This window comes from Nisaea sp., from assembly GCF_034670185.1.
In the GTDB taxonomy this organism is placed as follows: Bacteria; Pseudomonadota; Alphaproteobacteria; order Thalassobaculales; family Thalassobaculaceae; genus Nisaea.
Genome location: NZ_JAXMNY010000001.1, coordinates 1532371 through 1557129, shown reverse-complemented (window position 1 = coordinate 1557129; position 24759 = coordinate 1532371). Strand labels below are relative to the sequence as shown.

The following is a 24759-nucleotide window of genomic DNA, read 5'->3' as shown; positions in this document are numbered from 1 at the left end:
CGGGCGGCGCTCTCGCCGCCCGTTCCTTGAGAACACGCCCTATGAGCGCGCCAGCGCCCGCGCGAACATTTCGGAATCACAGTTCCCGCCTGAACAGACCACCGTGACATTCTTGCCCTGCATGTCGATCTTGCTGCTGAGAGCAGCAGCAAGCGCAACTGCCCCTCCGGGCTCCACCACGATCTTCAGATAACGGAATGCCGCCGCCATCGCGTCGAGCGCTTCCTCGTCGCTGACAGCGAGACCGCCAGTCAACAACGGCTTGCAGAGGCTGAAGGTGATCTCTCCCGGTGTCGGCGTCACGATGGCGTCGCATATGGAACGCGCTGCAGGATCATTGCTCTCGTGTTTCCCGCTCGCGAGAGAGCGGGCCATGTCGTCGAAATTCTCCGGCTCGGCTGAATAGACCGCGACGCCCGGCGCGACATTGTGGAGCGCAAGTGCGGTCCCCGATACGAGGCCCCCGCCGCCGCAGCAGACGATCACCGCATCCAGCGCCGCACCGGCTTCTGCCGCCTGTTCCGCGATCTCCAAACCGATGGTGCCCTGTCCGGCGATCACGCCCGGATCGTCATAGGGGCGCACCAGCGTCGCACCGGTCTTGGTGGCGATCCGCTGTCCTATCTCTTCCCGGTTCTCGCTGTAGCGGTCATAGAGAATGACTTCGGCGCCGTAGTCCTTGGTGTTCTGGATTTTCATCGCCGGCGCATCTTCCGGCATGATGATGCTTGCCTTGATGCCAAGCCGGCTTGCCGCATGGGCGACGCCCTGGGCGTGGTTGCCGGAGGAATAGGCGAGCACACCCCGCGCCCGGTCGGCCTCCGGGATCAGCGAGAGCCGGTTGAAGGCGCCGCGATACTTGAAGGAGCCCGTGCGTTGCAGGCATTCAGGTTTGACCAGCAGGCGGCCACCGAGCTTCTCGTTCAGCAGGGGCGCTTCCAGCAGGGGCGTGCGCACCACTTCACCCTTCAGGCGCGTGGCAGCGGCTTCGATATCGGCGAAAACGGGGGCTGCGAGGTGCGTTGAAGCAAGCTCGTTCATCTGGTCTCTCTCCTGTCTTAAAGACCGGTCCGCGAGGCGCTATGAATATGCGGACCGATTCATGCTGACGATAGGAGTGCCCGCGCGTCGGTGCAACGCTGTGATTGTCACCGTTTCAATCAGTCGGCCGGGGGGCAGTCGGACGGGTGTGTCAAAGCAAGGGCGGCAGCTCATCCAGGGTCCGGAGTTCCGCATCCGGTTTCCCGGGCAGCCGCTCCGGGGCCTGGGAGAACCGGTTGATCCAGGCGACCTTGAAGCCAAAGGCCGAGGCGGCGGTCGCGTCCCAGGCGTTCGAGCTCTGGAAAGAGATGTGATCCGCATGGATACCGAGCCGGTCAACGGCGAGCTGGTAGACCGACGGATGTGGCTTGTAGATTCCAACCTCCTCTACCGACAGGACGGCGTCCATCAAGGCGCCGACACCGGATTTTTCACATACCCGCTCCAGCATCTCTGGCGAGCCGTTCGACAGGATCGCCGTCTTCAGGCCCCGGTCCCTGAGATGTTTCAAAACGCCAAGCACTTCAGGATAGGCGTCGAGGGTGAGGTAGCTGTTCAGCAGAGTGTCGCGCAGACCGGCGGGGCCAAGGCTCCCGAGAACGGATTCGAGGGAGAAATCGAGTGCGTCGCCGGTCACCTGCCAGAAATCGACATGGCGGTTCTGCAGAGCCCGGAGCCATGTGTACTGAAGTTGCTTTGTGCGCCACATTTCCGATGTCCTGTCGGCCTGTTTATCCGGATCCGGAAACTGGTTGCGGCATTGCGCAACGGCGGAATGAACATCGAACAGGGTGCCATAGGCATCGAAGACGCAGGCCTTTATGCCTGCGAAGGACGGATTTACCGACATTGAGTTTTACTCCCTTGTGAGCGCAGAAGCCTGATGGGCATCCAGCAGAACGCCGCAAGCCGTAACGCACCACACATCGCGCGGGGAGACTTTATCCCAAGAGATCACGGGACTGTGACGCCCGAGCCGGGCCCGATAGACCACTAGTCCTTCAAGCACGCGCTGGACATAGTTCCGGGTTTCCCCGAACGGGATACGCTCTATCCAGTCGATGACGTCGACCTCGGCGCTGCGCGGATCTCCGCGCTCCCGCATCCATTTGTTCACATTGCCGGGGCCTGCATTATAGGCGGCGATCGCGAGTATATAGTTGCCGCCGAAACGGTCGATCAGGCCGGAGAGATAAGCGCTGCCGAGTCGGATATTGAAATAGGGGTCGGTTGTCAGCCGCTTCGCCGAATAGCGCTGCTTGACGGTCTTCGAGACCTGCCGGGCCGTCGCCGGCATCAATTGCATCAAACCGCGCGCTCCGGCACGGCTTTGAGCTTTCGTGTCGAACCCGCTTTCCTGACGGATTATGGCCAGCATCAGGGCGGGCTCCAGAGGGCCGTGCTCTGTTGCATAGCGGGTCGGATATCCTGTCTGTGTCAGAACAATGCCCTTACGGGCGGCAGTCCGGGCGGCCTTTACCGTGATATCCAGATAGCCAAGCTCGCGGGCAAGCTGCGCCACAAGGACCGCCTGTGTCCCGCTGTCGGCGAGGCGTGAGAGATGAGTGACGAAGTCGCGCGCCAGATCGTCCTGACCGATACGTCCGAGCGCGGCGGCAACTTGCGCCAAGGTCGTTTGGCGAAAGGCAGTCCTCTCTTCCGGTGCCGGTTGCGGTTCGCGCGGAAGCCGGAACCCTTCGGTGCTGAGGCGGGCCTGAGCAAGTTGGCCGTAGAAGGTGGCGGGGTTTTCCGCGGCACGGCGATACCAGTTGCGAGCCTGCGTCTTTTGCCCGGCTGTCTCTGCTGCCCGTCCGGCCCAATAGCCGGCTCGGGCAAGGCTGATGGAGGTGCTGACGCCTTTATAGAGTTTTTCGAAGGCTTGCAGAGCTTCGGCGGGTTTGGCGGCGAACCGAAGCGCGATCCAGCCGGCATGCCACTCGGCCTCGGCGAAACTCAGGCCGCTATGCTGGATGTGCGCGGCGGAGAGCAGGTAGGCGTCTTCCTCGCGATTGTCGTCCAGCGCGTAGCGAATTTGTCGTGAGCGTTCCCGCCACCAGAGGGCGGGGAACTTCTGTTCCGATGGGACAGACCAGAGGAGTTCCAGGGCGTCGTCCTTGCGGCCCTTGCGGTGACGCCAACGCAGCCGCTCGTATTGCAGGCCCGGATCCGATTGCAGATTGTCGGGAACACGATTGATAGCCCCATCGACGCCAGGAGACTGTGTGCGCAACTGAATACGCGCGAGAGCGAGATTTCTTTGGCCTTTGGCGACCAGTGGGAGGACCCGGCGGGCGGAGGAAGTGAATCCGCGCCACAACATCCGATCAAGGCGGATCCAATGGTCGTCCGCGCTGAGCAAAGACCTGTACCGCTTCAGGAAGGCCCGGTGGTCCGATACCCCGAATGGCGTTTCGTGCCAGTAGGCGCGCGCTTTCTTGGTCAGATCAGCGCGATCCGCGTCGTCTTCCAGTGTCTTCAAATATTTCAGGCGGCCGGCAGCGGTTTGCGGCGTGATCTCCGTGAACCAGCTTTTCTGCGCAGTGACCGGCAAATCGTCCGGCATCAGATACTCGGCGCGTGAAATCATCTTCCAACGGTCGGGCCAGCCCGGGTGCGCCTTGAGGAAGCTGGCAATCTCCTCGAAACTGGCACTGCTTTCCGGATCGCGGAGCCGCAGCCATGTCAGAGCCGTTTCAAGCTCGGGCCGGGCCGGCTCGCGGGGGATTTCGGCGACGGCTCTCCATTTCCCTTTCGAGGCGAGGGCAAAGGCACGCCGATAGGCGGCCGTGCTGTTCTTCGGAACCAGCAGGTCCCGTGGCCTGACAAGAGGGAGCGGCGGGTCGGATAGTACGGGGCGGATTTCAGGAACGGGTGCGGCGGCGTGGCCTGGATTGCCGGCCATGGCCCAAAGAGCGCCCATCAGGACGCCGACACAGGCCAGGACCGCACATGAGATCGATCCAAATCGGAACAGCATTCGCAGTGTCTATTCCCCCGCCGCTACAGGTTGCGCGCGGACTGTCCGACCGGGGCATCCGGTGTGGAGTCTGCGTGCCAAGGAACATGATAGCAGGAAACCTGCCTTACGCTAAGTCACCACTCGCTATGGACAAAGTGGGGCTGCGTCTAATTTTCGACAGACTGACGCAAATACCCCCGTATGGAACGCAAGTTCTTGTTCCTCCGCGAAGGTGAGCGTATGGTCCCCGTCTTTCGAGGAAACAGCCAAAAACGGCAGGAGACGAGACGTGGCCTACAATGCTGGAAATCCAATGTTCAAGGGATCCCTGGTAGCATTGATCACGCCGTTCAAAGACGGCGCGGTCGACGAGGCCGCGTTCCGAAAACTTGTCGACTGGCAGATCGAGCAGGGTACGGACGGTGTGATCCCCACGGGAACCACCGGCGAGTCCCCGACTCTCAGCCATGCCGAGCACAAGCAGGTTGTCGAAATCTGTGTCGATCAGGTGGCTGGCCGGATTCCGGTGATTGCCGGTACCGGTTCGAACTCGACCGAGGAAGCCATCGAGTTGACCCGGCACGCCAAGGAAGCCGGTGCGGATGCGGCGCTGATTGTTACGCCTTACTACAACAAGCCGACCCAGCAAGGCCTTTACTTGCACTTCAAGGCAATCGCCGATGCGGTTGATTTGCCGATCGTGATCTACAATATCCCCGGGCGCAGCATCGTCGACATGACGGTCGAGACCATGAAGCGGCTTGCTGAATTGCCGAACATCGTCGGCGTGAAGGATGCGACGGCCAATGGTACGCGTCCGATGGAAACCAGGCTCGCGATCGGACCGGATTTCTCCCAGCTGACCGGAGAGGACGGGACCGTTGTGCCGTTTCTCTCCCAGGGCGGTCACGGTTGCATTTCGGTGACGGCGAATGTCGCGCCGGGACCGTTGTCGGAACTGCACCGGGCGTGGGGCAAGGGCGATCTCGATACGGTCATGACTATCAATGACCGGCTGTCCCCGCTGCATCAGGCCCTGTTCTGCGAAAGCAGCCCGGGTCCGGTGAAATATGCAGCAAGCCTGCTCGGGATTTGCGAGTCGACCGCGCGTCTACCGATTTGCGAGATCGCGGACAGCAGCAAACAAAAAGTGGAATCCGCTCTGCGGCATGCCGGTCTGCTGAACTGATCAGCGGGCCGGGCCTGCCCGGCGGTTGAAGGAAAACTCCCATGGCGGGCAAGAATTCAGGCGACGGATTGATCGCCCAGAACCGTCGTGCGCGGCACGACTACTTTATTGAGGACACAATCGAAGCCGGGATCGTTCTGACCGGCTCCGAAGTGAAAAGCCTGCGCGACGGCAAGGCCAGCATCGGTGAATCCTATGCTGGCCAGGACGGCGGCGAGCTGACGCTCTTCAATGTGCATATCCCGGAATATCCGGCCGCGGAGCCGTTCAATCATGAGCCGCGCCGGCCGCGGCGTCTGCTCGTGCATCGCAAGGAGCGGGACCGCCTGCTTGGTTTGATCCAGCGAGAGGGGGCAACCCTCATCCCGCTGCGGCTTTATTTCAACGATCGCGGCATTGCCAAGATCTCCATCGGGATCGCTACGGGCAAAAAGAAGATGGATAAGCGCGAAACCGAGAAGAAGCGGGACTGGCAGCGCGACAAGGCGCGCCTGATGCGCGATAAGAACTGACGCGTCAGCGTGCGTCCAGTAAGCCCCGGATCGTATTGAACACATCCTCGAACATGGCTTCAGTAAGCTTTCCCGTGTTCGTGTTGTAGCGCGAGCAGTGGTAGGAGTTCACAAGGGTAAAACCTGCTCCCGGCTCATGTACGGCATTATGTCCGAACTTGAAGCGGCTCTTTGGAATCCCGAGTCCTGACAGCACGGCCCCATGGGCGAGGCCGCCGAGCGCGAGCACAACCCGCCGGGGGCCGGCGAGTTCCATCTGAAGAAACGGTGCGCAGGCCTTCACTTCGGCGCCGATCGGCTTGTTCTCCGGCGGCACGCAGCGTACGGCGTTGGTAATACGGCAATCGACGAGTTTCAGATCGTCGCCGCCCTCGCTCTGATATGTCCCTTCGGAGAAGCCGAACCGGTCCAGTGTCTGATAAAGCAGGTCGCCGGCATAATCGCCGGTAAACGGACGGGCTGTCCGGTTCGCTCCGCGCAGCCCTGGCGCCAGTCCGACGATCAGGAAGGATGCATCCTTCGGCCCGAACGAGACGACCGGGCCGTTATGCCAGTCCGGAAATTTCTCGCGGTTGCCTTGGCGGAAATCCACAAGCCTCGGGCACAGCGGGCACTCACGGCCCGGCTCTTCTAGGCTGGATATCGATACGGTCATGGGGGCCGCCCTGGCTGGGCTCAGTAGTTCGGGCGCCGCGGCGTCACTTCCGCTTCGTCGAGATCGTCCTCGTAATCATCGTCATCGAGGTCATCCTCGACACCGTTTTCGAATTCATCCTGCTGCGGGCGCGCCGGGCGAGGGCCCTGATGGGCACGGGCGATCTTTTCCTGGAAATCCTTCAGCTCAAGGAAATGGTCGGCCTGCCGGCGCAATTCGTCGGCGATCATCGGCGGTTGTGACTTCACGGTCGAGACGACGGTGACCCGCACGCCCCGGCGTTGCACGGCCTCAACCAGACGGCGGAAATCACCATCGCCGGAGAACAACACAACGTGGTCGAGATGTTCGGCCATTTCGAGGACATCGATGGCAAGCTCGATATCCATGTTGCCTTTGATTTTCCGGCGCCCGGAGGCGTCGGTGAATTCCTTGGTCGGTTTGGTGACCATCGTGTAGCCGTTATAGTCCAGCCAGTCGACGAGCGGCCGGATCGGCGAATACTCTTGGTCCTCGATCAGTGCGGTATAGTAGAAAGCACGGACGAGGCGGCATTCGTCAGCAAAAACGGTCAGCAATTTCCGGTAATCGATATCAAATCCGAGCGAACGTGCCGCGGAATACAAGTTGGCACCGTCAATAAAAAGTCCGGTTTTCTCTTGAGGATAGAAATGCATGAAATAATTCCTCTATTTTTCTTTTTTTTCCAGCATGTGTAATAGACCTGCAAGCGATCAATTGCACAAGTAATTTGCGGTTGTAGAATTGATGTCTTGACTGTCAATCAATTGTATATTGTTTTCAAATCTAGCCGGGTAAGTGGAAAGTTCAAAATCACATTAATCTCGGTGTCGTTAAAGCATCAATGGAATGATGTCCATGATTTATTTGGGGGTTGGGGCCAATCTCCCGAGCGCGAAGTTTTTGTCGCCGCGGGAGACGCTGGAGGCCGCCATGGCAGACCTTGGCAAGCTGGGTGTCGTGTCGGTCGGCGTGTCCCGTTGGTATGAGAGTGCGCCGGTGCCTCTTTCTGACCAGCCCTGGTACGTGAATGCCGTCTATCGTGTGGAGACCGATCATGATGCGGCAACGTTGCTGGCAAAACTGCATTCCATGGAAGACGAATATGGAAGGGTTCGCGGCGTGGTCAATGCCGCACGGGTCATAGATCTGGATCTTCTGGATTTTCGCGGGGAGGTCCGTGATGGCAGTGACGGGCCCAACCTGCCGCATCCGCGATTGCATGAGCGGGCTTTCGTTCTTTACCCCTTGCGCGACCTCGCGCCGGACTGGCGACATCCCGTGAGTGGCGCTACGATAGACAGTTTGATTGAGGCCCTCGATCCCGACCAGACGGTACGGTTGCTCGGCTCTGACGGGTAAGGGTACAATTCCTGACCTATTTGACTTGCTCCGGAGGGTGCAAGCCAATATATATTCCTCTTTCCGGTATCTTTTTGAACGGGACGGACACCCATGGCACGGGTCACGGTTGAAGACTGCATTTTGGAAATTCCTAACCGGTTTGATCTTGTAATGATCGCCGGCCAGCGCGCGCGGGATATTTCCGCTGGCGGACAGCTGACCGTCGACCGCGACAATGACAAGAACCCGGTTGTTGCGCTGCGTGAAATCGCAGACAAGACCGTTGATCTCGGCAATCTCCAGGAAGCGCTGGTGCGCGGCCTGCAGCGTGTTGTTGAGGATGACGGTCCGGAAGAAGACGATATGAGCGCGCTCGAAGCCGATGGCGGAGCTGCCGTCGAGGAAGCCGCAGACGCGTTGGGCATGCAGATCCAGTCTGCCAAGGAAGAGGGCGCAAGCGCCGGTTTCGAGGACATCGATGAAGAGGCCCTCGGACGCGACTGAAAAGCCGAATAGGCTTTTCTCTTGCCTGAACCGGAGGCTCGGACCGGGGCCTTTATTCCTACCTGACGACGCCGTGAGCGCGGTCGCGCATCGCACGCGGGGGCACTCATGATCCGGCAATACGAGCTGGTCGAACGGGTTAAAAGCTATGACCCGGGCATGGACGAGGACGCGCTGAACCGCGCCTACGTCTATGCCATGAAGATGCACGGCTCGCAGAAGCGGGCGTCGGGCGACCCTTACTTTTCCCATCCTCTCGAAGTCGCCGGCATCCTGACCGACATGCGGCTCGATACCAGCACCATCATCACCGCGCTGCTGCACGACACCATCGAAGATACGGACGCGACGCCCGAGGATATCAAGCGCCTCTTCGGCGAGGATATCCTGCGGCTGGTCGATGGCGTCACCAAACTGACGCGGATCGAACTGCAATCCGACCGAACCAAGCAGGCGGAGAATTTCCGCAAGCTGGTCCTCGCCATGAGCGAGGATATCCGTGTCCTGCTGGTAAAGCTGGCGGACCGGGTCCACAATATGCGGACGCTGCATTTCATAGAATCCGAGGACAAGCGCCGTCGGATCGCTGCCGAGACCATGGATATCTACGCGCCGCTGGCCGAGCGCATCGGTATCCAGTCCATGCGGGACGAGCTGGAAGATCTCGCCTTTGCCGAGCTTAATCCGGATGCGCGGACATCGATCCTGACCCGCTTAGACTATCTCTATGATGAAGGCAGCGACACTGTAGAGCGGGTGATGGAAGGCTTGCGGGAAACTGCGGCGAGCGTAGAGATCGAGCCGGAGATTTCCGGGCGGCGGAAATCGCCCTATTCAGTCTGGCTGAAGATGCAGCGCAAGGACGTTGGTTTCGAGCAGCTCTCCGACATCATGGCCTTTCGGCTCGTGGTCGAGAATGCCGGCGAGTGCTACCAATTGCTTGGCGCTCTGCACGGCAAGTATCCGGTGATCCCGGGGCGCTTCAAAGACTATATCAGCACGCCCAAGCCGAACGGCTATCAATCGCTCCATACCGGGATTATCGGCCCGCTCAAAAAGCGGATCGAGATCCAGATCCGAACCCGGGATATGCACGAGGTCGCCGAGCTCGGCGTCGCCGCGCACTGGGTCTACAAGGAAGATCCGGCCTATAGCCGGGAAGGCAAGAAATACCGCTGGATACGGGAGCTTCTGGAGATTCTGGAGCATGCTTCCGGGCCGGAGGAGTTCCTCGAGCACACCAAGCTCGAAATGTATCAGGATCAGGTCTTCTGCTTCACGCCGAAGGGAGATCTGATTTCCCTGCCACGCGGTGCTACGCCGGTCGATTTCGCTTACGCGGTGCATTCCGAAGTCGGCGACAGGTGTGTCGGTGCACGGATCAACGATCGTCTGATGCCGCTGACCACGGCGCTGAAGAATGGCGACCAGGTCGCGGTTTCGACGTCGAAAAACTCAACGCCGTCTCCGACCTGGGAGCAGTTCGTCGTCACCGGCAAGGCGAAGGCCCGGATACGCCGCTTCGTCCGCTTGCAGAGGCGCCAGCAGTTCGCCGACCTTGGCCGTGCCATCATGCAGAAGGCATTTCGTCAGGAAGCCCAGAAGTACTCCGAAAAAACACTGGAAGGCGTTGTCGGCAAGTTCCACGTGGAAACCGTCGAGGATCTTCTGGCCGGTGTTGGCGAGGGTGTGCTGAGCGACCGTGAGGTGCTGCACGCAGCGGTTCCGGAAACCCTGCCGGCGCCGGACAAACAGAATGTCGTGCCGATTACCCGGGCGCGGGCAAAAGCCCGCAAGGGCAGTCCCGACGCGGTGCCTCTAAAAGGCCTGATCCCTGGAATGGCGGTGCATTATGCACGTTGCTGCCACCCGCTTCCCGGAGAGCGTATCGTCGGTATCGTGACCACGGGCAAGGGGGTCACGATCCATACAATCGACTGTGATACGCTGGAGAACTTCCATTCAACGCCGGAACGCTGGCTCGATGTTTCCTGGGATCTGGACAGTGAAACCGACATGCATGTCGGTCGGCTGGATATCGTTCTGGCGAACGAGCCCGGCAGCCTCGGCGCCCTTTCGACCGTGATCGGCAAGAGCCGCGGCAACATAATCAACTTGAAGCTCGTCAATCGCTCGACCGACTTCTTCGAACTCTATATCGATGTCGAGGTGGCCGATGTTCGGCACCTGACAGAAATAATCGCAGCCTTGCGTGCTACACCGGTGATAAATTCGGTGGATCGGGCGCGCGGCTGACCCACATAAGTTAGCAGTGCCGATATCCCGGTGGCACGGGGTTTCCAACGGTACGATGAGCGTGAACAGAGGAAAGGTTCGGCGTACATGTTTAAACGCCGGCAGGCAGTGAGTACTGTCTCCAGGATTCGTCAATTTATCTGGCCGCGGATGGGGTTCGGTCGGCTGTGGCGCTATACGGGCCATCGGCTGGGGCGAATGCCGGGGACGCCTTACAGCATCGCCGCGGGCTTTGCGTGCGGGGCCGCTGCGTCCTTCACGCCGCTGATCGGTTTGCATTTCATTCTCGCGGGACTTTTCGCCTGGAGCATCCGGGCCAATATCCTGGCCTCGGCGATCGGCACGGCGATCGGCAATCCCTGGACGTTTCCTTTCATCTGGCTCTGGATCTTCAAGGTGGGCAGCTGGATCGTCGGCACTCCCGAAGGCGTGGAGCCGCCGAAATTGACCTTGGACTTTTTCCTTGGGATCATTTCCGGAGAGTCGTTGGGGCAAAGTGTCGATCTACTGTTCACAATGGTTGTCGGTAGCGTGCCGACAGCGATTGCTGTCTGGTTCCTCCTCTATTTGCCACTGCTTGGCCTGATCGAGGGTTATCGGAGGCGACGGACGGAACGGCGGGACGATGCGGTGGCTCGGAAGAGTGCGGACGCAGAGAGACTGCCTGTTGATGGTAGGGTTTCTGAGCAGGGAGCGGGAAGCCAATGAGTTATTTGCGGCTTGGCGTTAATATCGATCATGTGGCGACGATCCGGAACGCACGGGGCGGCGCCCATCCGGACCCGGTGCGGGCAGCCCGTCTTGCGGCTGAAGCCGGCGCGGATGGTATTACGGCGCACCTGCGCGAAGACCGCCGACACATTTCCGATGCCGATATCGAGCGGCTGACGCGCGAGATCGACCTTCCGTTGAACTTCGAGATGGCGGCGACCGACGAGATGCTCGATATCGCGCTCCGCCACAAGCCGCACGCGGCCTGTATCGTTCCGGAGAAGCGCGAGGAAGTGACCACTGAAGGCGGTCTGGACGCGGCTGGTCTGCATAATCATCTGACCCGCCACTGCGATGCGCTGAAAGAGGCGGGCATCAGGGTCTCGCTCTTCATCGAAGCGGACAAGCGGCAGATCGATGCGGCGGTGGCGCTCGGTGCGCCGGTCGTGGAGCTTCATACAGGTGCCTATTGCGAGGCGGAAGGCGAGGCTGCGCGAGCGGCCCAGCTGGAGCGTCTTCGGGATGCAGCCCGATACGGCGCCGAACGCGGCCTGGAAATGCATGCCGGACACGGTCTTTCCTTTGACACGGTTGCACCGGTTGCCGAGATGCCGGAGTTCCATGAACTGAATATCGGGCATTTTCTGATCGGGGAGGCGATTTTCAGCGGCCTCGACAGTGCCATCCGGCGCATGCGGTCCCTGATGGACAACGCCCGGGCCGGCGCGACCGGCCGGGTTGGAGCCTGAGGTCGGCACATGATCCTTGGCATCGGTAGCGATCTGGTCGACATCACCCGTATTGAGCGGTCAATCGACCGCTTCGGAGACCGCTTTCTGGCCCGTATTTTTACTGACGGGGAGCGTGCCCGAGCCGATACAAAAGCCAACAGGGCCGCAGTCTACGCGAAGCGCTTTGCGGCCAAGGAGGCCATCTGGAAAGCTCTTGGAGAAGCGGATCGTCCGGGTATCCAGTGGCGTGAGCTCGAAGTCGTCAACGATACCTCGGGAAAGCCGTCTTTTGAGCTTAGCGGTACCGCTGCGGCTCGTTTGCAGCAGATCACGCCGGGCGGTCTCGTCGCACGCGTCGATCTGTCGCTGACGGATGAGCCGCCCATGGCGCAGGCTTTTGTCGTCATTTCCGCCGAAGCGCCGGGTTTGAGGGAGAATCTGGGCGGATAGGCGTCGCTTGCCGTATTCTCGGGAATCCGGCATACATGGCGCCTTGCCGCCCGCAACCGCGGACAGCTGACGATGTATCCCGTCGTCCAGACTTGTTCTGATAATATTGTCACCGCGCCCCCTGGAGTATCATGCGGGAATTCATCAAGACGCTCGTCTACGCAATCCTGATTGCCGTTGGCTTCCGAACCGTCGCTTACGAGCCATTCAATATCCCGTCCGGGTCGATGTTCCCGACCTTGCTCGTTGGTGATTATCTGTTCGTCTCCAAGCCGTCCTACGGCTTCAGCCGGCACTCTCTTCCGTTCTCTCCGCCATTGTTCGAAGGCCGCGTCCTGTTTACCGCGCCGGAGCGTGGTGACGTCGCTGTCTTCAAGAAGCCGACGGATGAGGCTACGGACTATATCAAGCGTGTGATTGGCCTGCCGGGCGACCGGGTGCAGATGAAGCAGGGCCGTCTCTATATCAACGGCGAGATGGTCGAACGGCGGCGGGTCGAAGACTATGTAATGACTGATCCATATGGCCGAATGGCGTCCATTCCGCAGTTCATCGAGACCCTGCCGAACGGTGTCGAGCATCGGATACTGGAAGCCATGGGCAACAGGGCGCAGCTTGATAACACCGAAGAGTTCCAGATCCCCGAAGGTTTTTACTTCATGATGGGCGATAACCGGGACAATTCGCTCGACAGCCGCGATAGCTCTGTTGGTATGGTCCCGGTCGATAATTTTGTCGGACGTGCTGAGATCCTGTTCTTCTCGACTGACGGAAGTACGCGATGGTACGAGGTGTGGAACTGGCCGTTTGCCACAAGATTTAGCAGGTTGTTCAAAGTCATTGAGTAACCAACAGATGGAAGCCGATCTCTCAGAACTCGAGGAAATTCTTGGCCACACTTTCGGCCATACCGACGTTCTCCGCCGGGCCGTAACGCACGCGAGCGCAGAGCCGCGGGCCTGGAATGCATACGAGCGCCTTGAATTCCTTGGCGACCGGGTGCTGGCCCTGATCATGGCCGAGCATCTGCTGGACCGCTTCCCGCATGAGAGGGAAGGGGCGATCGCAAAACGACATGTCGGCCTTGTCAGGCGCGAAGCTCTGTCGGAGATTGCGCGGCAGATTGGCCTCGGGCGCTTTCTGATTGTCTCCCGCGGCGAGACCGAAGCCGGTGTGCGGGAAAGCGAGACGATCCTTTCCGATGCCATGGAAGCGGTCATCGGGGCGCTCTATCTTGATGGCGGACTGGAAGCGGCGAGGCGGTTTATCCTGCAGGGCTGGAACCCGCTCGTTGAAGCGGAGTTGCGACCGCCGCAGGATGCCAAGACAACGCTGCAGGAATGGGTGCAGGCGCGGAAAATTCCGCTCCCGACATATGATACCGTTAACCGGGACGGCCCGGCTCACGCCCCGGAATTTACGATCAGGGTCTCTGTCCAGGGTCATGGCGAGACGACCGGGACCGGTAAATCGAAGCGCATCGCCGAACAGGATGCAGCAGGCAAGATGATTGCGAAACTGAATGGCTGATACACAGGCAAACGGCAATGACATTGGAACACGGGCGGGGTTTGTCGCCGTTGTGGGCGCGCCGAATGCCGGAAAATCGACTTTGGTCAACCGGCTGGTTGGTTACAAGGTCTCCATCGTCACCCGCAAGGTACAGACCACACGCACGCGTATCCGCGGTGTCTGCATGCATGGCGAGACCCAGATCGTGTTTGTCGACACACCCGGCATTTTCGAGCCGAAGCATCGGCTCGACCGGGCCATGGTGCACGCTGCCTGGGAAGGCGCGGGCGACGCGGATCTTGTCGTGCTGATGGTCGACGCCTCCCGCAAGAAAGTCGACGAGGACACGCAGCGCATCATCGAGGGGCTTAAAAAGTCTCAACGCAAGGTCATTCTGGTTCTTAACAAGATCGATGACACGGCCCGCGAAACCCTGCTGCCCTTCGCGGCGGAGCTCGCTGAAACCGGTATTGCAGAAGAAACCTTCATGATCTCGGCCGAGAATGGCGACGGCTGCGATGACCTGTTGAAGTACCTCGCGGACCGGATGCCGGCGGGCCCCTATCTCTATCCGCCGGACGAGGTGACGGATCTGCCGCTGCGTCTGCTGGCAGCAGAGATCACCCGCGAGGAAGTATTCAACCGCCTGCATCAGGAGCTGCCCTATTCATCGACGGTTGAAACCGAGAGCTGGGTCGAGAAGGAAGATGGCAGTGCGGTCGTCAATCAGGTGATTTACGTGCAGCGTGACGGACAGAAAAAGATCGTGCTTGGCAAAGGTGGAGCAATGGTGAAGGCCATCGGTGCTGCCGCCCGCCGACAGATGCAGGAGATATTCGACAAGCGCATTCATCTCTTCCTTTTCGTGAAGGTGCGCGAGAACTGGATCGATGATCCGGAACGCTATCGTGAATGGGGCCTCGACCCGAACGCCTGAAACTTTGTTATGGTGGACAGGTATTTGTGGGCCTTATCAGGGAAGACTGTTTCTCAATGTGCTTAGGTAGGCCCTTTGGATAGCCTTCGACATCAGGTTTGGCGGCAGCTCGACATCGAAGCACGCCCCGGTCACACGATGTCCCTCGTGAACAGGGCGCTGATCGTCGCGATCCTGGTTTCCGTAACGGTGGTCGTGCTGGAAACGGAGCCGGAAATCCAAACAGTGGCGCCGATGCTGTTCATCACTCTGGAGCAGTTTTTCGGATGGCTGTTCGTGACGGAGTATCTGGCGCGGCTCTGGTCTGCCGGTGAGCGTAAGGAATTCTCAGGCTTAATAGGGCGCTTTAAATACGTTTTCACGCCGGTTGCCTTGATCGACCTGCTTGCTATCACACCGTTTCTGCTGGCTCCCTTTATTGCGTCGGTTGGTGGCACGGGTTTCTACGTGTTGCGCCTGATGCGGCTGTTTCGGGTGCTCACACTGGCGCGCACGGGGCCGTTTACAACAGCGGCACGTCAGATCTGGCACGGCATCGTCGATCGCCGCTATGAGCTGGCCTTCAGCAGTCTGGTCGCACTTGCCATGATGATCGTGGCGGCAACGTTGCTTTATGTCGCGGAGCGGGACGTGCAACCCGAGGCGTTCGGCAGTATCCCGCGTGCGATGTGGTGGGCCATCGCGACACTGACAACTGTCGGCTATGGCGATGTCTACCCGGCCACGACAATTGGCAAGATATTGGCTGGCCTCGTTGCTCTTTCCGGCATTGGGCTCGTTGCCATGCCGGCCGGTATTCTCGCTTCCGCGCTTTCGACCGCCTACCAGGAGCGCAAGGCGCGCCGGGGGCGGGATGAGGCTGCTGCCGGTCCTGGGCCGGAAAGCGAAAGGCATCAGAGTGGATTGGACTGACGAAGGTATTGTTCTGTCGGTCCGGCCGCATGGCGAAAGCGCGGCTATTGTCACATTGATGACCGAGGCGCATGGACGCCATGCCGGCTTGATGCGCGGAGGCGCGTCGGCCCGCCACAAGGGAATGCTGCAGCCTGGAAATGCGGTGCGTGCAGTCTGGCAAGCGCGGTTGGCGGAGCAACTCGGGAGCTATTCCCTGGAGCTGGATGAAAGCCATGCTGCCGATCTGTTCGACGACCCGCTAAAACTGTCAGGCCTAGCGGCGGCTTGTGCCGTTGCCGACCGGGCCCTGCCGGAGCGAGAGCCGCATCCGGCGGTCCATGCCGGGCTTCAGGCCCTGATCCATGCCATGCGCAACGAAGCGCTCGGCGATCTCTGGGTTGCCGTCTATGTCCGCTGGGAGCTTGGCGTGCTGGCGGAGCTCGGCTACGGGCTCGACCTTGCGAGCTGTGCGGCGACCGGTACCAATGACGAACTTGCCTATGTCAGCCCGCGCACCGGGCGTGCTGTTTCCCTCTCGGCGGGCGAACCCTATCGGGAAAAGCTTCTGGCCATGCCGGATTTCCTGATTGGACGGGGTGACGGAGCGATGACGGATCTTCTGAAGGGGCTGGACCTGACCGGCCACTTTCTGGAGAAGCATCTGTTCAATACCCAGGGTGAGCAGAGCCCGGCATCGCGGACCCGCTTCCGGGACCGGATCGAGTCGTCCGCGGGGGCCGAACCGATTGGTTGAAAATACCTGGCTTTGTGCTTAGACCGTGTCTGCGGACTTGGAACGGGAAGCGGGCTCGCATACAATATCTGGCGTCCAGACTCATGAAGGTCCACAAGATCCATGCTACCTGACATTCGGGATACCGGCCTTGCCGAGGCGCTGAGCGAACGTTACCTCGCCTATGCCATGTCGACGATCATGTCCCGCTCGCTGCCGGATGTGCGCGACGGACTGAAGCCTGTGCACAGGCGTCTGCTGTTTGCCATGCGCCAACTCCGGCTTTCCCCGGACGATGCCTTCAAGAAATCCGCCCGCGTGGTCGGCGACGTGATGGGTAAATTCCACCCGCACGGCGACTCTGCGATCTACGATGCGATGGTCCGCCTGGCGCAGGATTTTGCGGTCCGTTATCCGCTGGTCGACGGGCAAGGGAATTTCGGCAATATCGACGGCGATAACGCTGCGGCCATGCGCTACACGGAAGCGCGCATGACTGCGGTCGCGGAGCTGTTGTTGCGCGGTATCGACGAGGACGCGGTTGATTTCCGCCAGACCTATGACGGAGAAGGCAGCGAGCCGCTTGTTCTCCCGGCCGCCTTCCCGAACCTCTTGGCTAACGGGTCGCAGGGTATTGCGGTCGGTATGGCAACCAACATTCCGCCGCACAATGTGGAAGAACTCTGCGACGCGCTGCTGCACCTGATCAAGTATCCGGAAGCGCGCATCGAAACGCTGGTCGATATGATCCCGGGCCCGGACTTCCCGACCGGCGGAATGCTGGTGGAAGACCGGGCGGCTGTGATCGAGGCCTACCGCACAGGTCGAGGCAGCTTCCGGCTCCGGGCCAAATACGAGGTCGAGAAGCTCAAGAACGGCACCTATCAGATTGTCATTACCGAGATCCCGTATCAGGTTCAGAAGTCACGCCTGATCGAGCGGATGGCGGAGCTGATGCAAGCCCGAAAACTGGCATTGCTCGGGGATATTCTCGACGAGTCGGCGGCGGACGTCCGGGTTGTACTGGAGCCGAAGAACCGCAATGTCGACCCGGCTGTCCTGATGGAGAGCCTCTACAGATTCACCGACCTTGAAATCAAGTTCAGCTTGAATCTCAACGTTCTCGATGCGGATCAGACACCGCGCGTCATGTCCTTGCCGGAAACGCTGCGGGCTTATCTGGATCATCGCCATGAGGTGTTGATCAGGCGCTCTAAATTCCGTCTCGGTAAGATCGAAGACCGGCTGGAAGTGCTCGCCGGCTATCTGATCGCTTTTCTTAATATCGATGAGGTGATCCGGATCATCCGCGAGGAGGATCATCCGAAAGAAGAGATGATCCGCCGTTTCGAGCTGACCGAGCGTCAGGCCGAGGCCATTCTCAATATGCGGTTGCGGAGCCTGCGCAAGCTGGAAGAAATCGAGCTCCGCAAGGAGTTTGAGGAACTGACAGCGGAGAAGCTGGACATCGAGGCCCTGCTGGAAGATGAAGGCAAACGCTGGAAGACGGTAGCGGGAGAGATCAGCGAGATCCGCCGTACCTTCAGCAAGCAGACCGAGCTTGGCCGCCGCCGGACCGAAATCGGCGCGGCGCCGTCCGATGTCGAAGTGCCGATGGAAGCGATGGTCGAGCGCGAGCCGATTACCATCATCTGCTCCGAAAAAGGCTGGATCCGCGCCATGAAAGGCCATATCGCGGACGATGCCGATTTGAAGTTCAAGGAAGGCGACGAGGGTAAGTTCCTGATCCGTGCGGAAACCACGGACCGGATTCTGATTTTTGCCAGCGACGGCCGGTTCTTTACGATCACGGCGGACAAACTGCCTCGTGGCCGCGGTCACGGCGAGCCGCTGCGTTTGATGATCGACCTCGATAATGACGAGGAAATCGTCGATATCCTGCCGCACCGCAAGGGCCAGCGGCTGTTGCTCGCCTCCAGTGACGGACGCGGCTTCATTGTGAATTCCGACGATCTGCTCGCCCAGAAGAAGGCGGGTAAGCAGGTGCTCAATCCGGGTGCGGGCGCGAAGGCGCAAATCTGTCTGCCGGTCGAGGGCGAGTTGATCGCCATTGTCGGTACTAACCGCAAGCTGCTGGTCTTTGAAGCATCTGAAGTACCGGAAATGGCGCGTGGCAAGGGTGTGATCCTGCAGCGCTACAAGGACGGCCGACTCGGCGACGTGACTTTCCTGAAGGGGGAAGAGGGGTTGAGCTGGGAGCAGACCGGCGGCCGAACTCGTACCGAGACCGACCTGACCACCTGGCGCGGCAAGCGGGCCGGTGCCGGCAAGATGCCGCCGAACGGTTTTCCGAGGCCAGCGCGGTTTACGTGAACCATGGGGGCGGAGTATCCAATTCGGATGGCCGTCCCTACGGATGAAGTGGCGATAGAGGCACTTACGCGCGACGCTTATCTTTCATGGATTGCGGTGATCGGCGGGACGCCTATGCCCGTCAACGCTGATCACGGGCGTTTCATCAGGGCCGGGTTGGCATGGGTCGCGATCGCGGAAGACGGCTCTGTCTGTGCGGTTGTCGAGATGGAACCCGATGCGGCGGACTGGACGGTTTTCAATGTCGCGGTAGGTCCGGTGTTCCAGGGACATGGACTGGGCTCAAAAATGCTGGCATTCGCGGAGCGTATAGGGGCTGAGCGAGGTCATCGGGAGATCCGGCTCTATACCAACCGGAAAATGACGCGGAATATCGAGTTGTATCGCCGTCTCGGCTATATCGTCACGGGAGAGCGGACGACAGCAAGGCGCCCTGGAAATTTTATCGTCGACATGGCAAAGAATCTCGCGGACTAGCCTTCCGGGCTGGCTTCAATCCAGCCTTCCGGTGTCAGCAGCTCATAAGGCCGGTACTTGGTCTTATAGGCCATCTTCCGACAGTCCGGGATCCAGTAGCCGAGATAGACATAGTTGAGACCGCGCGCTTTCGTCCGCTCGATCAGGTCAAGCACCATATAGGTGCCGAAGCCGCGCGTGGCGTCCGCTGTATCGAAATAACTGTAGACGGCGGACAGGCCGTCTTCCTGTTCGTCCACCAGCATGATTGCCACCAGCTCCTGGGCGGCATCGCGATACTCGATCAGATAGGTCTCGATAGGCGAGCGCTCGACCATTTCCGCATAGTCCGCGAAATCCATCATCGCCATCTCACCGTCGCCGTGCCGGCCTTGCTGGTAGGCCTGGAACAATTGGTACTGCTCACGTGTGGCGATGGACTGGACCGGGCGCGCGGTCAGGTCAGCATTACGTTTCAGCAGCTTCCGAAAGGTCCTGGACCAGCGGAAATCGGCACAGCGGACCCGGACCGGATGGCAGGCGTTGCAGCCAGGGCAGGCTGGCCGGTAGGTCAGGTGTTGAGTGCGGCGAAATCCGGCCTTCGCCAGGGCATCGTGCGCAAGCTGGCCACGGCGGCTCGAGATGTCCGCGATCAGGCGCCGCTCGGTCTTGCCCGGAAGATAGGGGCATGGCATGGGCAGCGTATGGAAGAACGCGAGAGGGCGGGCGCGAAGATTGTCAAACATGCGTCGGGGTTAGCCTCCGGATCGCACTGGCGGCAGGGCCGAGCCATTGTCGGGCGCGATGATCGGCGGAAGCGTGGTCTCGAGCGGCTGAACCGCGGGCTGTCCGGACGCGACCGCATCGGCGGCTTGATCGCTGAAATCCTGCTTCAGCAGAACGATACTGATCCGCCGGTTGCTGGGTGAGGTCGGGTCGTTTGGCTCGATCGGATCGGTATCGGCCATACCGACGACCTGGGCGACGCGGCCTCCCGGAATGCCATTGGCGATGAGCGCGCGCCGGCTGGAGAGGGCGCGGTCGGCGGACAGCTCCCAGTTCGTATAGGTCGCGCCTTCGGGGAACGGACGGGAGTCCGTGTGGCCGGAGATTTTGATCTTGTTCGGCAGCTTGCTGATGATTTCGGACACTTTTGCCAGAAGCTTGCGGGTCTGCTCGAACATGTCGGCGCTGCCGAGCGGGAACAGGGCGACCTTTTCCTGGTCAAGCAACTGGATGCGCAGACCTTCAGGCGCATTATCGATTTGCAGGCTGTCAGCGATCTCTTTCAATTCAGGATCGTTCGAATCTTCAATCGCCTTGCGGAGCATTTTTTCAGCCGAGGCGAACTGGGCGGCTTCCCGTTCCTCAAGCAGTTTTTCCAGCTTCTCTGCGCTGATCAGGCCTTCGGCGTCGTCGTCGCTGCCGAGGCGGGATTCGATGTTTTCCGGATCGTCTGAATCAGCGTCGAGGGATTCCGTGTTTTCCGCTTGGGGGCGTGCCACCTGTGGTGTGCTGATCATCGGCGGAGAGGAAGCGGATTTCAGTGCGCCCGGCACGGTGATTGAGGTCCCGCCGAGGACGCCGCCGGAACCGCTTCGGGTGGAGCGCGAGATAGCTGTTGGATCGAAATAGTTGGAGATACCCATCTTCTGTTCCTCGGTGGTCGCGTTCAGCAACCAGAGGAGCAGGAAGAAGGCCATCATTGCGGTCACGAAGTCGGCATAGGCAACCTTCCAGGCACCGCCATGGTGACCGCCATGGCCACCCTTTTTGACCTTCTTGATAATTATGCTGGCGTGGTTGTCCAAGCTTTCTCGTTCCCGTTCGGCGCGCGGCTAGAATGACTCTTGGCCGCCTGTTGCATTCTGCGTGCCAGATATCGGTCCGTGCTAGACCGGAGGCAAGGCCGCGACAGCTTCCTCGACCTCGAAGAAGGAGGGGCGGTCCTTGGACATAAGCGTCTTGCGAGCGAATTCCACCGAGACCGCCGGGGCGTAGCCCGAGACGTGGGCGAGTAGCCCGGCCTTGATGCAGCCAAGGTATTTGGCATCGGCATTCAGGGTCGTCCCCATGGTCGCTGCCAACGGGCTCACGAAGCCATAGGCGAGCAGAATGCCGAGGAAGGTTCCCACCAGAGCGCCACCGATAAGCTTGCCGAGCACTTCCGGCGGTTCGGTGATCGACCCCATGGTTTTGATGATGCCGAGCACGGCCGCGACGATACCCAGAGCCGGGAAGCCGTCTCCCATAGTCTGGAAGGCGGTCGCAACCGCTGCATCTTCAGCATGGTGGGTCTCAAGCTCTTCGTCGAGTAAGTCAGCCAGCTCGTGCGGGTTGTCGGTGCCGAGGGTCATCATCCGGAGGTAATCGCAGAGGAAATCAAGCGCGTGATGATCGGAAGAGAATTTGGGGAAGGCCTGGAACAGTGAACTGTCCTCCGGCCTCTCGATATGAGATTCGATAGCCAGCATGCCTTTTGTTTTAGCGAGCTTGAAGATCGCATACATCAGACTGAGCAGCTCAAGGTAATCGTCTTTGGAGTATTTCGGACCTTTCAGAGCAGCTCCGAAGCCGCGGCCAGCTTGACCGAGAACATGCTTGGGATTTGCTGTGATGAAAGCGCCAACGCCAGCGCCGCCGATAATCACCAGTTCGAACGGCTGCCAAAGCGGTCCAAGTTTTCCGCCCATGGCCATGTATCCGCCGATCACGCAGACAATAACGACGATCCAACCAATGATCACCAGCATGTAACGCTCTCCACCGGGTAATGGTCCCAGAACGTATTTCGGGAAACATTCAAACGCTAATATCCCTCAAATTTCGGTTATTTGTAAACAACAAGGGGTAAACAATTGATTTATTGGCGGCTTTGGGCCATGTCAGCCGTTGATGTTTTAGCCGGTAACAGCCTGCAATTGGCGGATTTCCGGCAGAAATAAGGAGCGGTGCTCGCAATGTCAGTGAATTCGGAACAGTTCCGCGATGTGATGGGGCGCTTCGCTACGGGGGTGACGGTGGTCACAACCGTCAATCGAGGGCGCCTCGACGGGTTTACTGCGAGCTCGTTTTCATCCGTGTCTCTAGATCCACCTCTGGTGCTGGTCTGCATTGGCAAGGATGCTAAGTGCCACGATGCGTTTTCCGGAAGCGGCTGCTTCGCGATCAATATTCTCTCCGCGGATCAGGCGGACCTTTCCGTCCGCTTCAGCTCCGACGTCGGCGACCGTTTCGATGGTGTTAAGCACGAGCCCTGGGTGACAGGGGCTCCCGTTCTCAATGGTGCTCTCGCGGCCATCGATTGCACATTGCATGCGTTACATGAAGCCGGCGATCACTCAATTCTTGTCGGACGGGTTGAACGCCTCGGCCCCATTCGCGGAGAAGCCAAGCCGCTGATTTACTATCGCGGTGCCTATCGCTCGGTTTCCTGAGCGTAAGAGAGCTTTGCCGTCCCCAGGTCCTCAGAGAGGCCGCCCCTCCATAGCCATGTTGCTCAGAACGCTGGTCTTCAGACCTTCAGCGTCAAGCGCGGCGACGATTTCCAGAACGTGATCTGGGTTGCGGGTCTCGATCAGCACTTCGAGTTCGGCTTGCTTGATTGGCACATCCTGGAACATGCGCTGGTGATGCACCTCGACGATATTGGCGCCTGACCGGCCGATAAGCCCGGCCACGCGCGCAAGCGTACCCGGCTGATCGGTGATGTCGATCCGCAGGCGGGCGAGGCGTCCGTGGCGCGTGAGGCCGCGCAGCAGGACGGTTGCCAGCATGCGCTGGTCGATATTGCCGCCGCAGATCACGCTGGCGACGCGCTTTCCGGCAAATCGCTCCGGCGCCTTGATCATCGCCGCGATGCCAGCGGCACCGGCGCCTTCGGCGACCAGATTTTGGTGCTCGGCACAGCCATTGACGGCGCGCTCGATCTCGATCTCGTCGACCAGGATGATGTCATCGACGAGCGTGCGGCAGATTTCCGTGGTCATGGCGCCGGGAATTTTCACCGCGATGCCTTCGGCCAGGGTCTCACCGCCGAAACGTGGGGGCTGGCCGCGCAAGGCAGCGTACATGGACGGAAACTGTTCCGACTGAACGCCGATAATCTCGATGGCCGGATTGAACTTCTTGGCGGCTATCGCCATACCCGAAATCAAGCCGCCACCGCCGATTGGCACCACCAGTGTTTCGATAGCGCCGGCGGCACCGGCATCCTGCATCAGTTCCAGCCCGGCGGTTCCCTGACCGGCGATGATCATCGGATCGTCATAAGGGTGGATCAGCACATATCCGTGCTCGGCGATCAGCTCCTCAACCTTGTCCCGGCTTTCGGCGAGCGTCGCGCCGAACTGAACGACCTGAGCGCCGTAATTTCGGGTCTTTTCGACTTTGGTGAACGGTGTCGCCGCCGGCATGACGATGGTTGAGTGAATACTGAGAGCGGTCGCGTGATAGGCCACGCCCTGCGCATGATTGCCCGCCGACATGGCGATGACGCCGCGGGCGCGCTCTTCCGCGTTCAGGCTGGAGAGCTTCACATAGGCGCCGCGTGACTTGAACGACCCGGTGAGTTGCAGGTTTTCGAGTTTCAGGGTCAAGTCGATCCCGAGCGCCTGGCCAAGCGCCGGCGCCGGAATGGTCGGCGTTCGAAGGATTTTGCCGCTCAGCTGTTCCTGAGCCTTTTCAATATCTTCGAATGTAACAGGCAGGGTCATCTCAATGCTCCAGTAGGGACGGCCGGATTATTGCATGCCGGCCCGGTCACCGGAGGGTGTTCAATTAACGCTGATTTGACTCCCAGCCTCCGCCGGAGCGTGATAGGAGTCCAGTCATACGGGGAAGGGCGAGTATACGCCGTTCTTGGAGAGAATTAAGGGACTCACCGGGAACGCAGTGTTGTTGGAGGGACATCAAATGTCCTGCCTTGGCCGTATTGTTACGCCTGCCGTTTTTTACCTCGCTATTGCGGGGATACCCGCGGTTTGTGCTGCTGACGAACTCGATAAGCAGCAGAACGCTTGGTATTTTCTCGGCGCATCGACCGATCGTTTCGGCAATAAAGAGCAAGACCAGCCGGGCTTCGTTAACGAGCCGGAGCGCCGCAGTCTGGACGATTTCCGGAGTGGCGAGCGCTATCAGTTTTCCCTCCGCTACACAGATCTGGGCGAGCCGACCGGCCAGGTCGGGCTTGGGCGCGGGCCTGACCCTTACGGATCGGGGGATGTTTTGTCGATCTCTCTCAACCATTCCTTCGATCTTGGCGATGAGTGGTTGCTTCGCCCACACGTGGTCGCTGGCCTGGGACTGGCCTATGGCACCGGTCTCGACCGTCAGGACGAGATGTCGCCAGCCCTTGAGCTTGGCTTTGGCGCGACCTACGAGCTATCGGATAGCTGGGACTTCTTCACGGAGTATCGGGCCTTTTATACCCGGACGGCACAGCCCAACCTCAGAGCCGAAGAAGACGATTCCGGCTTCGCCCAGAATTTCATGCTCGGCGCCCGGCTGCGTTTCTGATCA

26 protein-coding genes are annotated in these 24759 nt (G+C 60.0%); 17 read left to right on the top strand and 9 right to left on the bottom strand.

Features of this window, described 5'->3' with window-relative positions; genetic code table 11:
• Positions 1 to 39: 39 nt before the first annotated feature.
• From VOI22_RS07390 to VOI22_RS07380, 3 genes are all read right to left on the bottom strand, one after another.
• Positions 40 to 1041, bottom strand: a complete 1002-nt coding sequence (locus VOI22_RS07390) for a threonine/serine dehydratase (RefSeq protein WP_323795884.1) — start codon at positions 1039 to 1041, stop codon at positions 40 to 42.
• Positions 1042 to 1192: 151 nt separating this feature from the next.
• Positions 1193 to 1891, bottom strand: coding sequence for a haloacid dehalogenase type II (locus tag VOI22_RS07385; RefSeq protein WP_323795883.1), 699 nt, complete (start codon positions 1889 to 1891; stop codon positions 1193 to 1195).
• A gap of 6 nt (positions 1892 to 1897) precedes the next feature.
• The gene (locus VOI22_RS07380; protein ID WP_323795882.1) at positions 1898 to 4018 is read right to left on the bottom strand and encodes a lytic transglycosylase domain-containing protein; all 2121 of its coding nucleotides are present in this window, start codon (positions 4016 to 4018) and stop codon (positions 1898 to 1900) included.
• A gap of 295 nt (positions 4019 to 4313) precedes the next feature.
• On the opposite strand from VOI22_RS07380, the gene dapA reads away from it, so the two are divergent.
• On the top strand, positions 4314 to 5189 hold the full coding sequence (gene dapA, locus VOI22_RS07375) for a 4-hydroxy-tetrahydrodipicolinate synthase (protein WP_323795881.1): 876 nt from the start codon (positions 4314 to 4316) through the stop codon (positions 5187 to 5189).
• A 41-nt stretch (positions 5190 to 5230) separates the two neighbouring features.
• Entirely contained in the window at positions 5231 to 5701 is a 471-nt protein-coding gene (gene smpB / locus VOI22_RS07370) for an SsrA-binding protein SmpB (RefSeq protein WP_323795880.1), read from the top strand.
• A 4-nt stretch (positions 5702 to 5705) separates the two neighbouring features.
• Here the strand turns inward: smpB and VOI22_RS07365 are convergent, their stop codons facing one another.
• Complete coding sequence (locus tag VOI22_RS07365; protein ID WP_323795879.1) at positions 5706 to 6356, bottom strand: uracil-DNA glycosylase; 651 nt, start codon at positions 6354 to 6356, stop codon at positions 5706 to 5708.
• A gap of 20 nt (positions 6357 to 6376) precedes the next feature.
• Positions 6377 to 7033: an NYN domain-containing protein gene (locus VOI22_RS07360; protein ID WP_323795878.1), complete on the bottom strand. Its 657-nt coding sequence runs from the start codon at positions 7031 to 7033 to the stop codon at positions 6377 to 6379.
• 193 nt (positions 7034 to 7226) lie between these two features.
• Between VOI22_RS07360 and folK the strand changes: the two genes are divergently transcribed.
• The 13 genes from folK (at position 7227) to VOI22_RS07295 (ending at position 19260) form a co-directional block, all read left to right on the top strand.
• Positions 7227 to 7739, top strand: coding sequence for a 2-amino-4-hydroxy-6-hydroxymethyldihydropteridine diphosphokinase (gene folK, locus VOI22_RS07355; protein ID WP_323795877.1), 513 nt, complete (start codon positions 7227 to 7229; stop codon positions 7737 to 7739).
• A 93-nt stretch (positions 7740 to 7832) separates the two neighbouring features.
• Complete coding sequence (gene rpoZ, locus VOI22_RS07350) at positions 7833 to 8225, top strand: DNA-directed RNA polymerase subunit omega (RefSeq protein WP_028464698.1); 393 nt, start codon at positions 7833 to 7835, stop codon at positions 8223 to 8225.
• Positions 8226 to 8333: 108 nt separating this feature from the next.
• Entirely contained in the window at positions 8334 to 10481 is a 2148-nt protein-coding gene (locus tag VOI22_RS07345; protein ID WP_028464699.1) for a RelA/SpoT family protein, read from the top strand.
• A gap of 87 nt (positions 10482 to 10568) precedes the next feature.
• Positions 10569 to 11189 (top strand): DUF2062 domain-containing protein, encoded by a 621-nt coding sequence (locus VOI22_RS07340; protein WP_323795876.1) that lies wholly within the window; start codon positions 10569 to 10571, stop codon positions 11187 to 11189.
• Entirely contained in the window at positions 11186 to 11941 is a 756-nt protein-coding gene (locus tag VOI22_RS07335; RefSeq protein WP_323795875.1) for a pyridoxine 5'-phosphate synthase, read from the top strand. Before VOI22_RS07340 ends, VOI22_RS07335 begins: the two co-directional genes overlap by 4 nt.
• Before the next feature lie 9 nt (positions 11942 to 11950).
• Entirely contained in the window at positions 11951 to 12373 is a 423-nt protein-coding gene (gene acpS / locus VOI22_RS07330; protein ID WP_323795874.1) for a holo-ACP synthase, read from the top strand.
• Between the two features lie 131 nt (positions 12374 to 12504).
• A complete protein-coding gene (gene lepB / locus VOI22_RS07325) occupies positions 12505 to 13221 on the top strand; it encodes a signal peptidase I (protein ID WP_323795873.1) in 717 nt (238 codons plus the stop codon).
• A gap of 7 nt (positions 13222 to 13228) precedes the next feature.
• Positions 13229 to 13903 (top strand): ribonuclease III, encoded by a 675-nt coding sequence (gene rnc / locus VOI22_RS07320; RefSeq protein WP_323795872.1) that lies wholly within the window; start codon positions 13229 to 13231, stop codon positions 13901 to 13903.
• Positions 13896 to 14822 carry a GTPase Era gene (era, locus tag VOI22_RS07315; protein WP_323795871.1) on the top strand — a complete coding sequence of 309 codons (927 nt, stop codon included), beginning with the start codon at positions 13896 to 13898 and terminating at the stop codon, positions 14820 to 14822. The genes rnc and era overlap by 8 nt, the downstream gene beginning before the upstream one ends.
• 75 nt (positions 14823 to 14897) lie before the next feature.
• Positions 14898 to 15734, top strand: coding sequence for an ion transporter (locus VOI22_RS07310; RefSeq protein ID WP_323795870.1), 837 nt, complete (start codon positions 14898 to 14900; stop codon positions 15732 to 15734).
• The gene (gene recO, locus VOI22_RS07305; protein ID WP_323795869.1) at positions 15721 to 16470 is read left to right on the top strand and encodes a DNA repair protein RecO; all 750 of its coding nucleotides are present in this window, start codon (positions 15721 to 15723) and stop codon (positions 16468 to 16470) included. The genes VOI22_RS07310 and recO overlap by 14 nt, the downstream gene beginning before the upstream one ends.
• A gap of 102 nt (positions 16471 to 16572) precedes the next feature.
• Positions 16573 to 18783, top strand: a complete 2211-nt coding sequence (gene parC / locus VOI22_RS07300; RefSeq protein WP_323795868.1) for a DNA topoisomerase IV subunit A — start codon at positions 16573 to 16575, stop codon at positions 18781 to 18783.
• A 27-nt stretch (positions 18784 to 18810) separates the two neighbouring features.
• Entirely contained in the window at positions 18811 to 19260 is a 450-nt protein-coding gene (locus VOI22_RS07295) for a GNAT family N-acetyltransferase (RefSeq protein WP_323795867.1), read from the top strand.
• On the opposite strand, the gene VOI22_RS07290 is transcribed toward VOI22_RS07295, so the two are convergent.
• The 3 genes from VOI22_RS07290 to motA form a co-directional block, all read right to left on the bottom strand.
• Positions 19257 to 19985 carry an arginyltransferase gene (locus VOI22_RS07290; protein ID WP_323795866.1) on the bottom strand — a complete coding sequence of 243 codons (729 nt, stop codon included), beginning with the start codon at positions 19983 to 19985 and terminating at the stop codon, positions 19257 to 19259. The genes VOI22_RS07295 and VOI22_RS07290 overlap by 4 nt on opposite strands.
• 9 nt (positions 19986 to 19994) lie before the next feature.
• Complete coding sequence (locus VOI22_RS07285) at positions 19995 to 21050, bottom strand: flagellar motor protein MotB (protein ID WP_028464709.1); 1056 nt, start codon at positions 21048 to 21050, stop codon at positions 19995 to 19997.
• An 81-nt stretch (positions 21051 to 21131) separates the two neighbouring features.
• A complete protein-coding gene (gene motA / locus VOI22_RS07280; RefSeq protein WP_323795865.1) occupies positions 21132 to 21992 on the bottom strand; it encodes a flagellar motor stator protein MotA in 861 nt (286 codons plus the stop codon).
• Positions 21993 to 22199: 207 nt separating this feature from the next.
• Between motA and VOI22_RS07275 the strand changes: the two genes are divergently transcribed.
• Entirely contained in the window at positions 22200 to 22676 is a 477-nt protein-coding gene (locus VOI22_RS07275) for a flavin reductase family protein (protein ID WP_323795864.1), read from the top strand.
• A gap of 30 nt (positions 22677 to 22706) precedes the next feature.
• Here VOI22_RS07275 and VOI22_RS07270 read toward each other — a convergent pair whose 3' ends face one another.
• Entirely contained in the window at positions 22707 to 23954 is a 1248-nt protein-coding gene (locus VOI22_RS07270; protein ID WP_323795863.1) for a threonine ammonia-lyase, read from the bottom strand.
• 199 nt (positions 23955 to 24153) lie between these two features.
• Here VOI22_RS07270 and VOI22_RS07265 point away from each other — a divergent pair, with 199 nt between their 5' ends.
• Complete coding sequence (locus VOI22_RS07265) at positions 24154 to 24756, top strand: hypothetical protein (RefSeq protein ID WP_323795862.1); 603 nt, start codon at positions 24154 to 24156, stop codon at positions 24754 to 24756.
• Positions 24757 to 24759 lie beyond the last annotated feature (3 nt).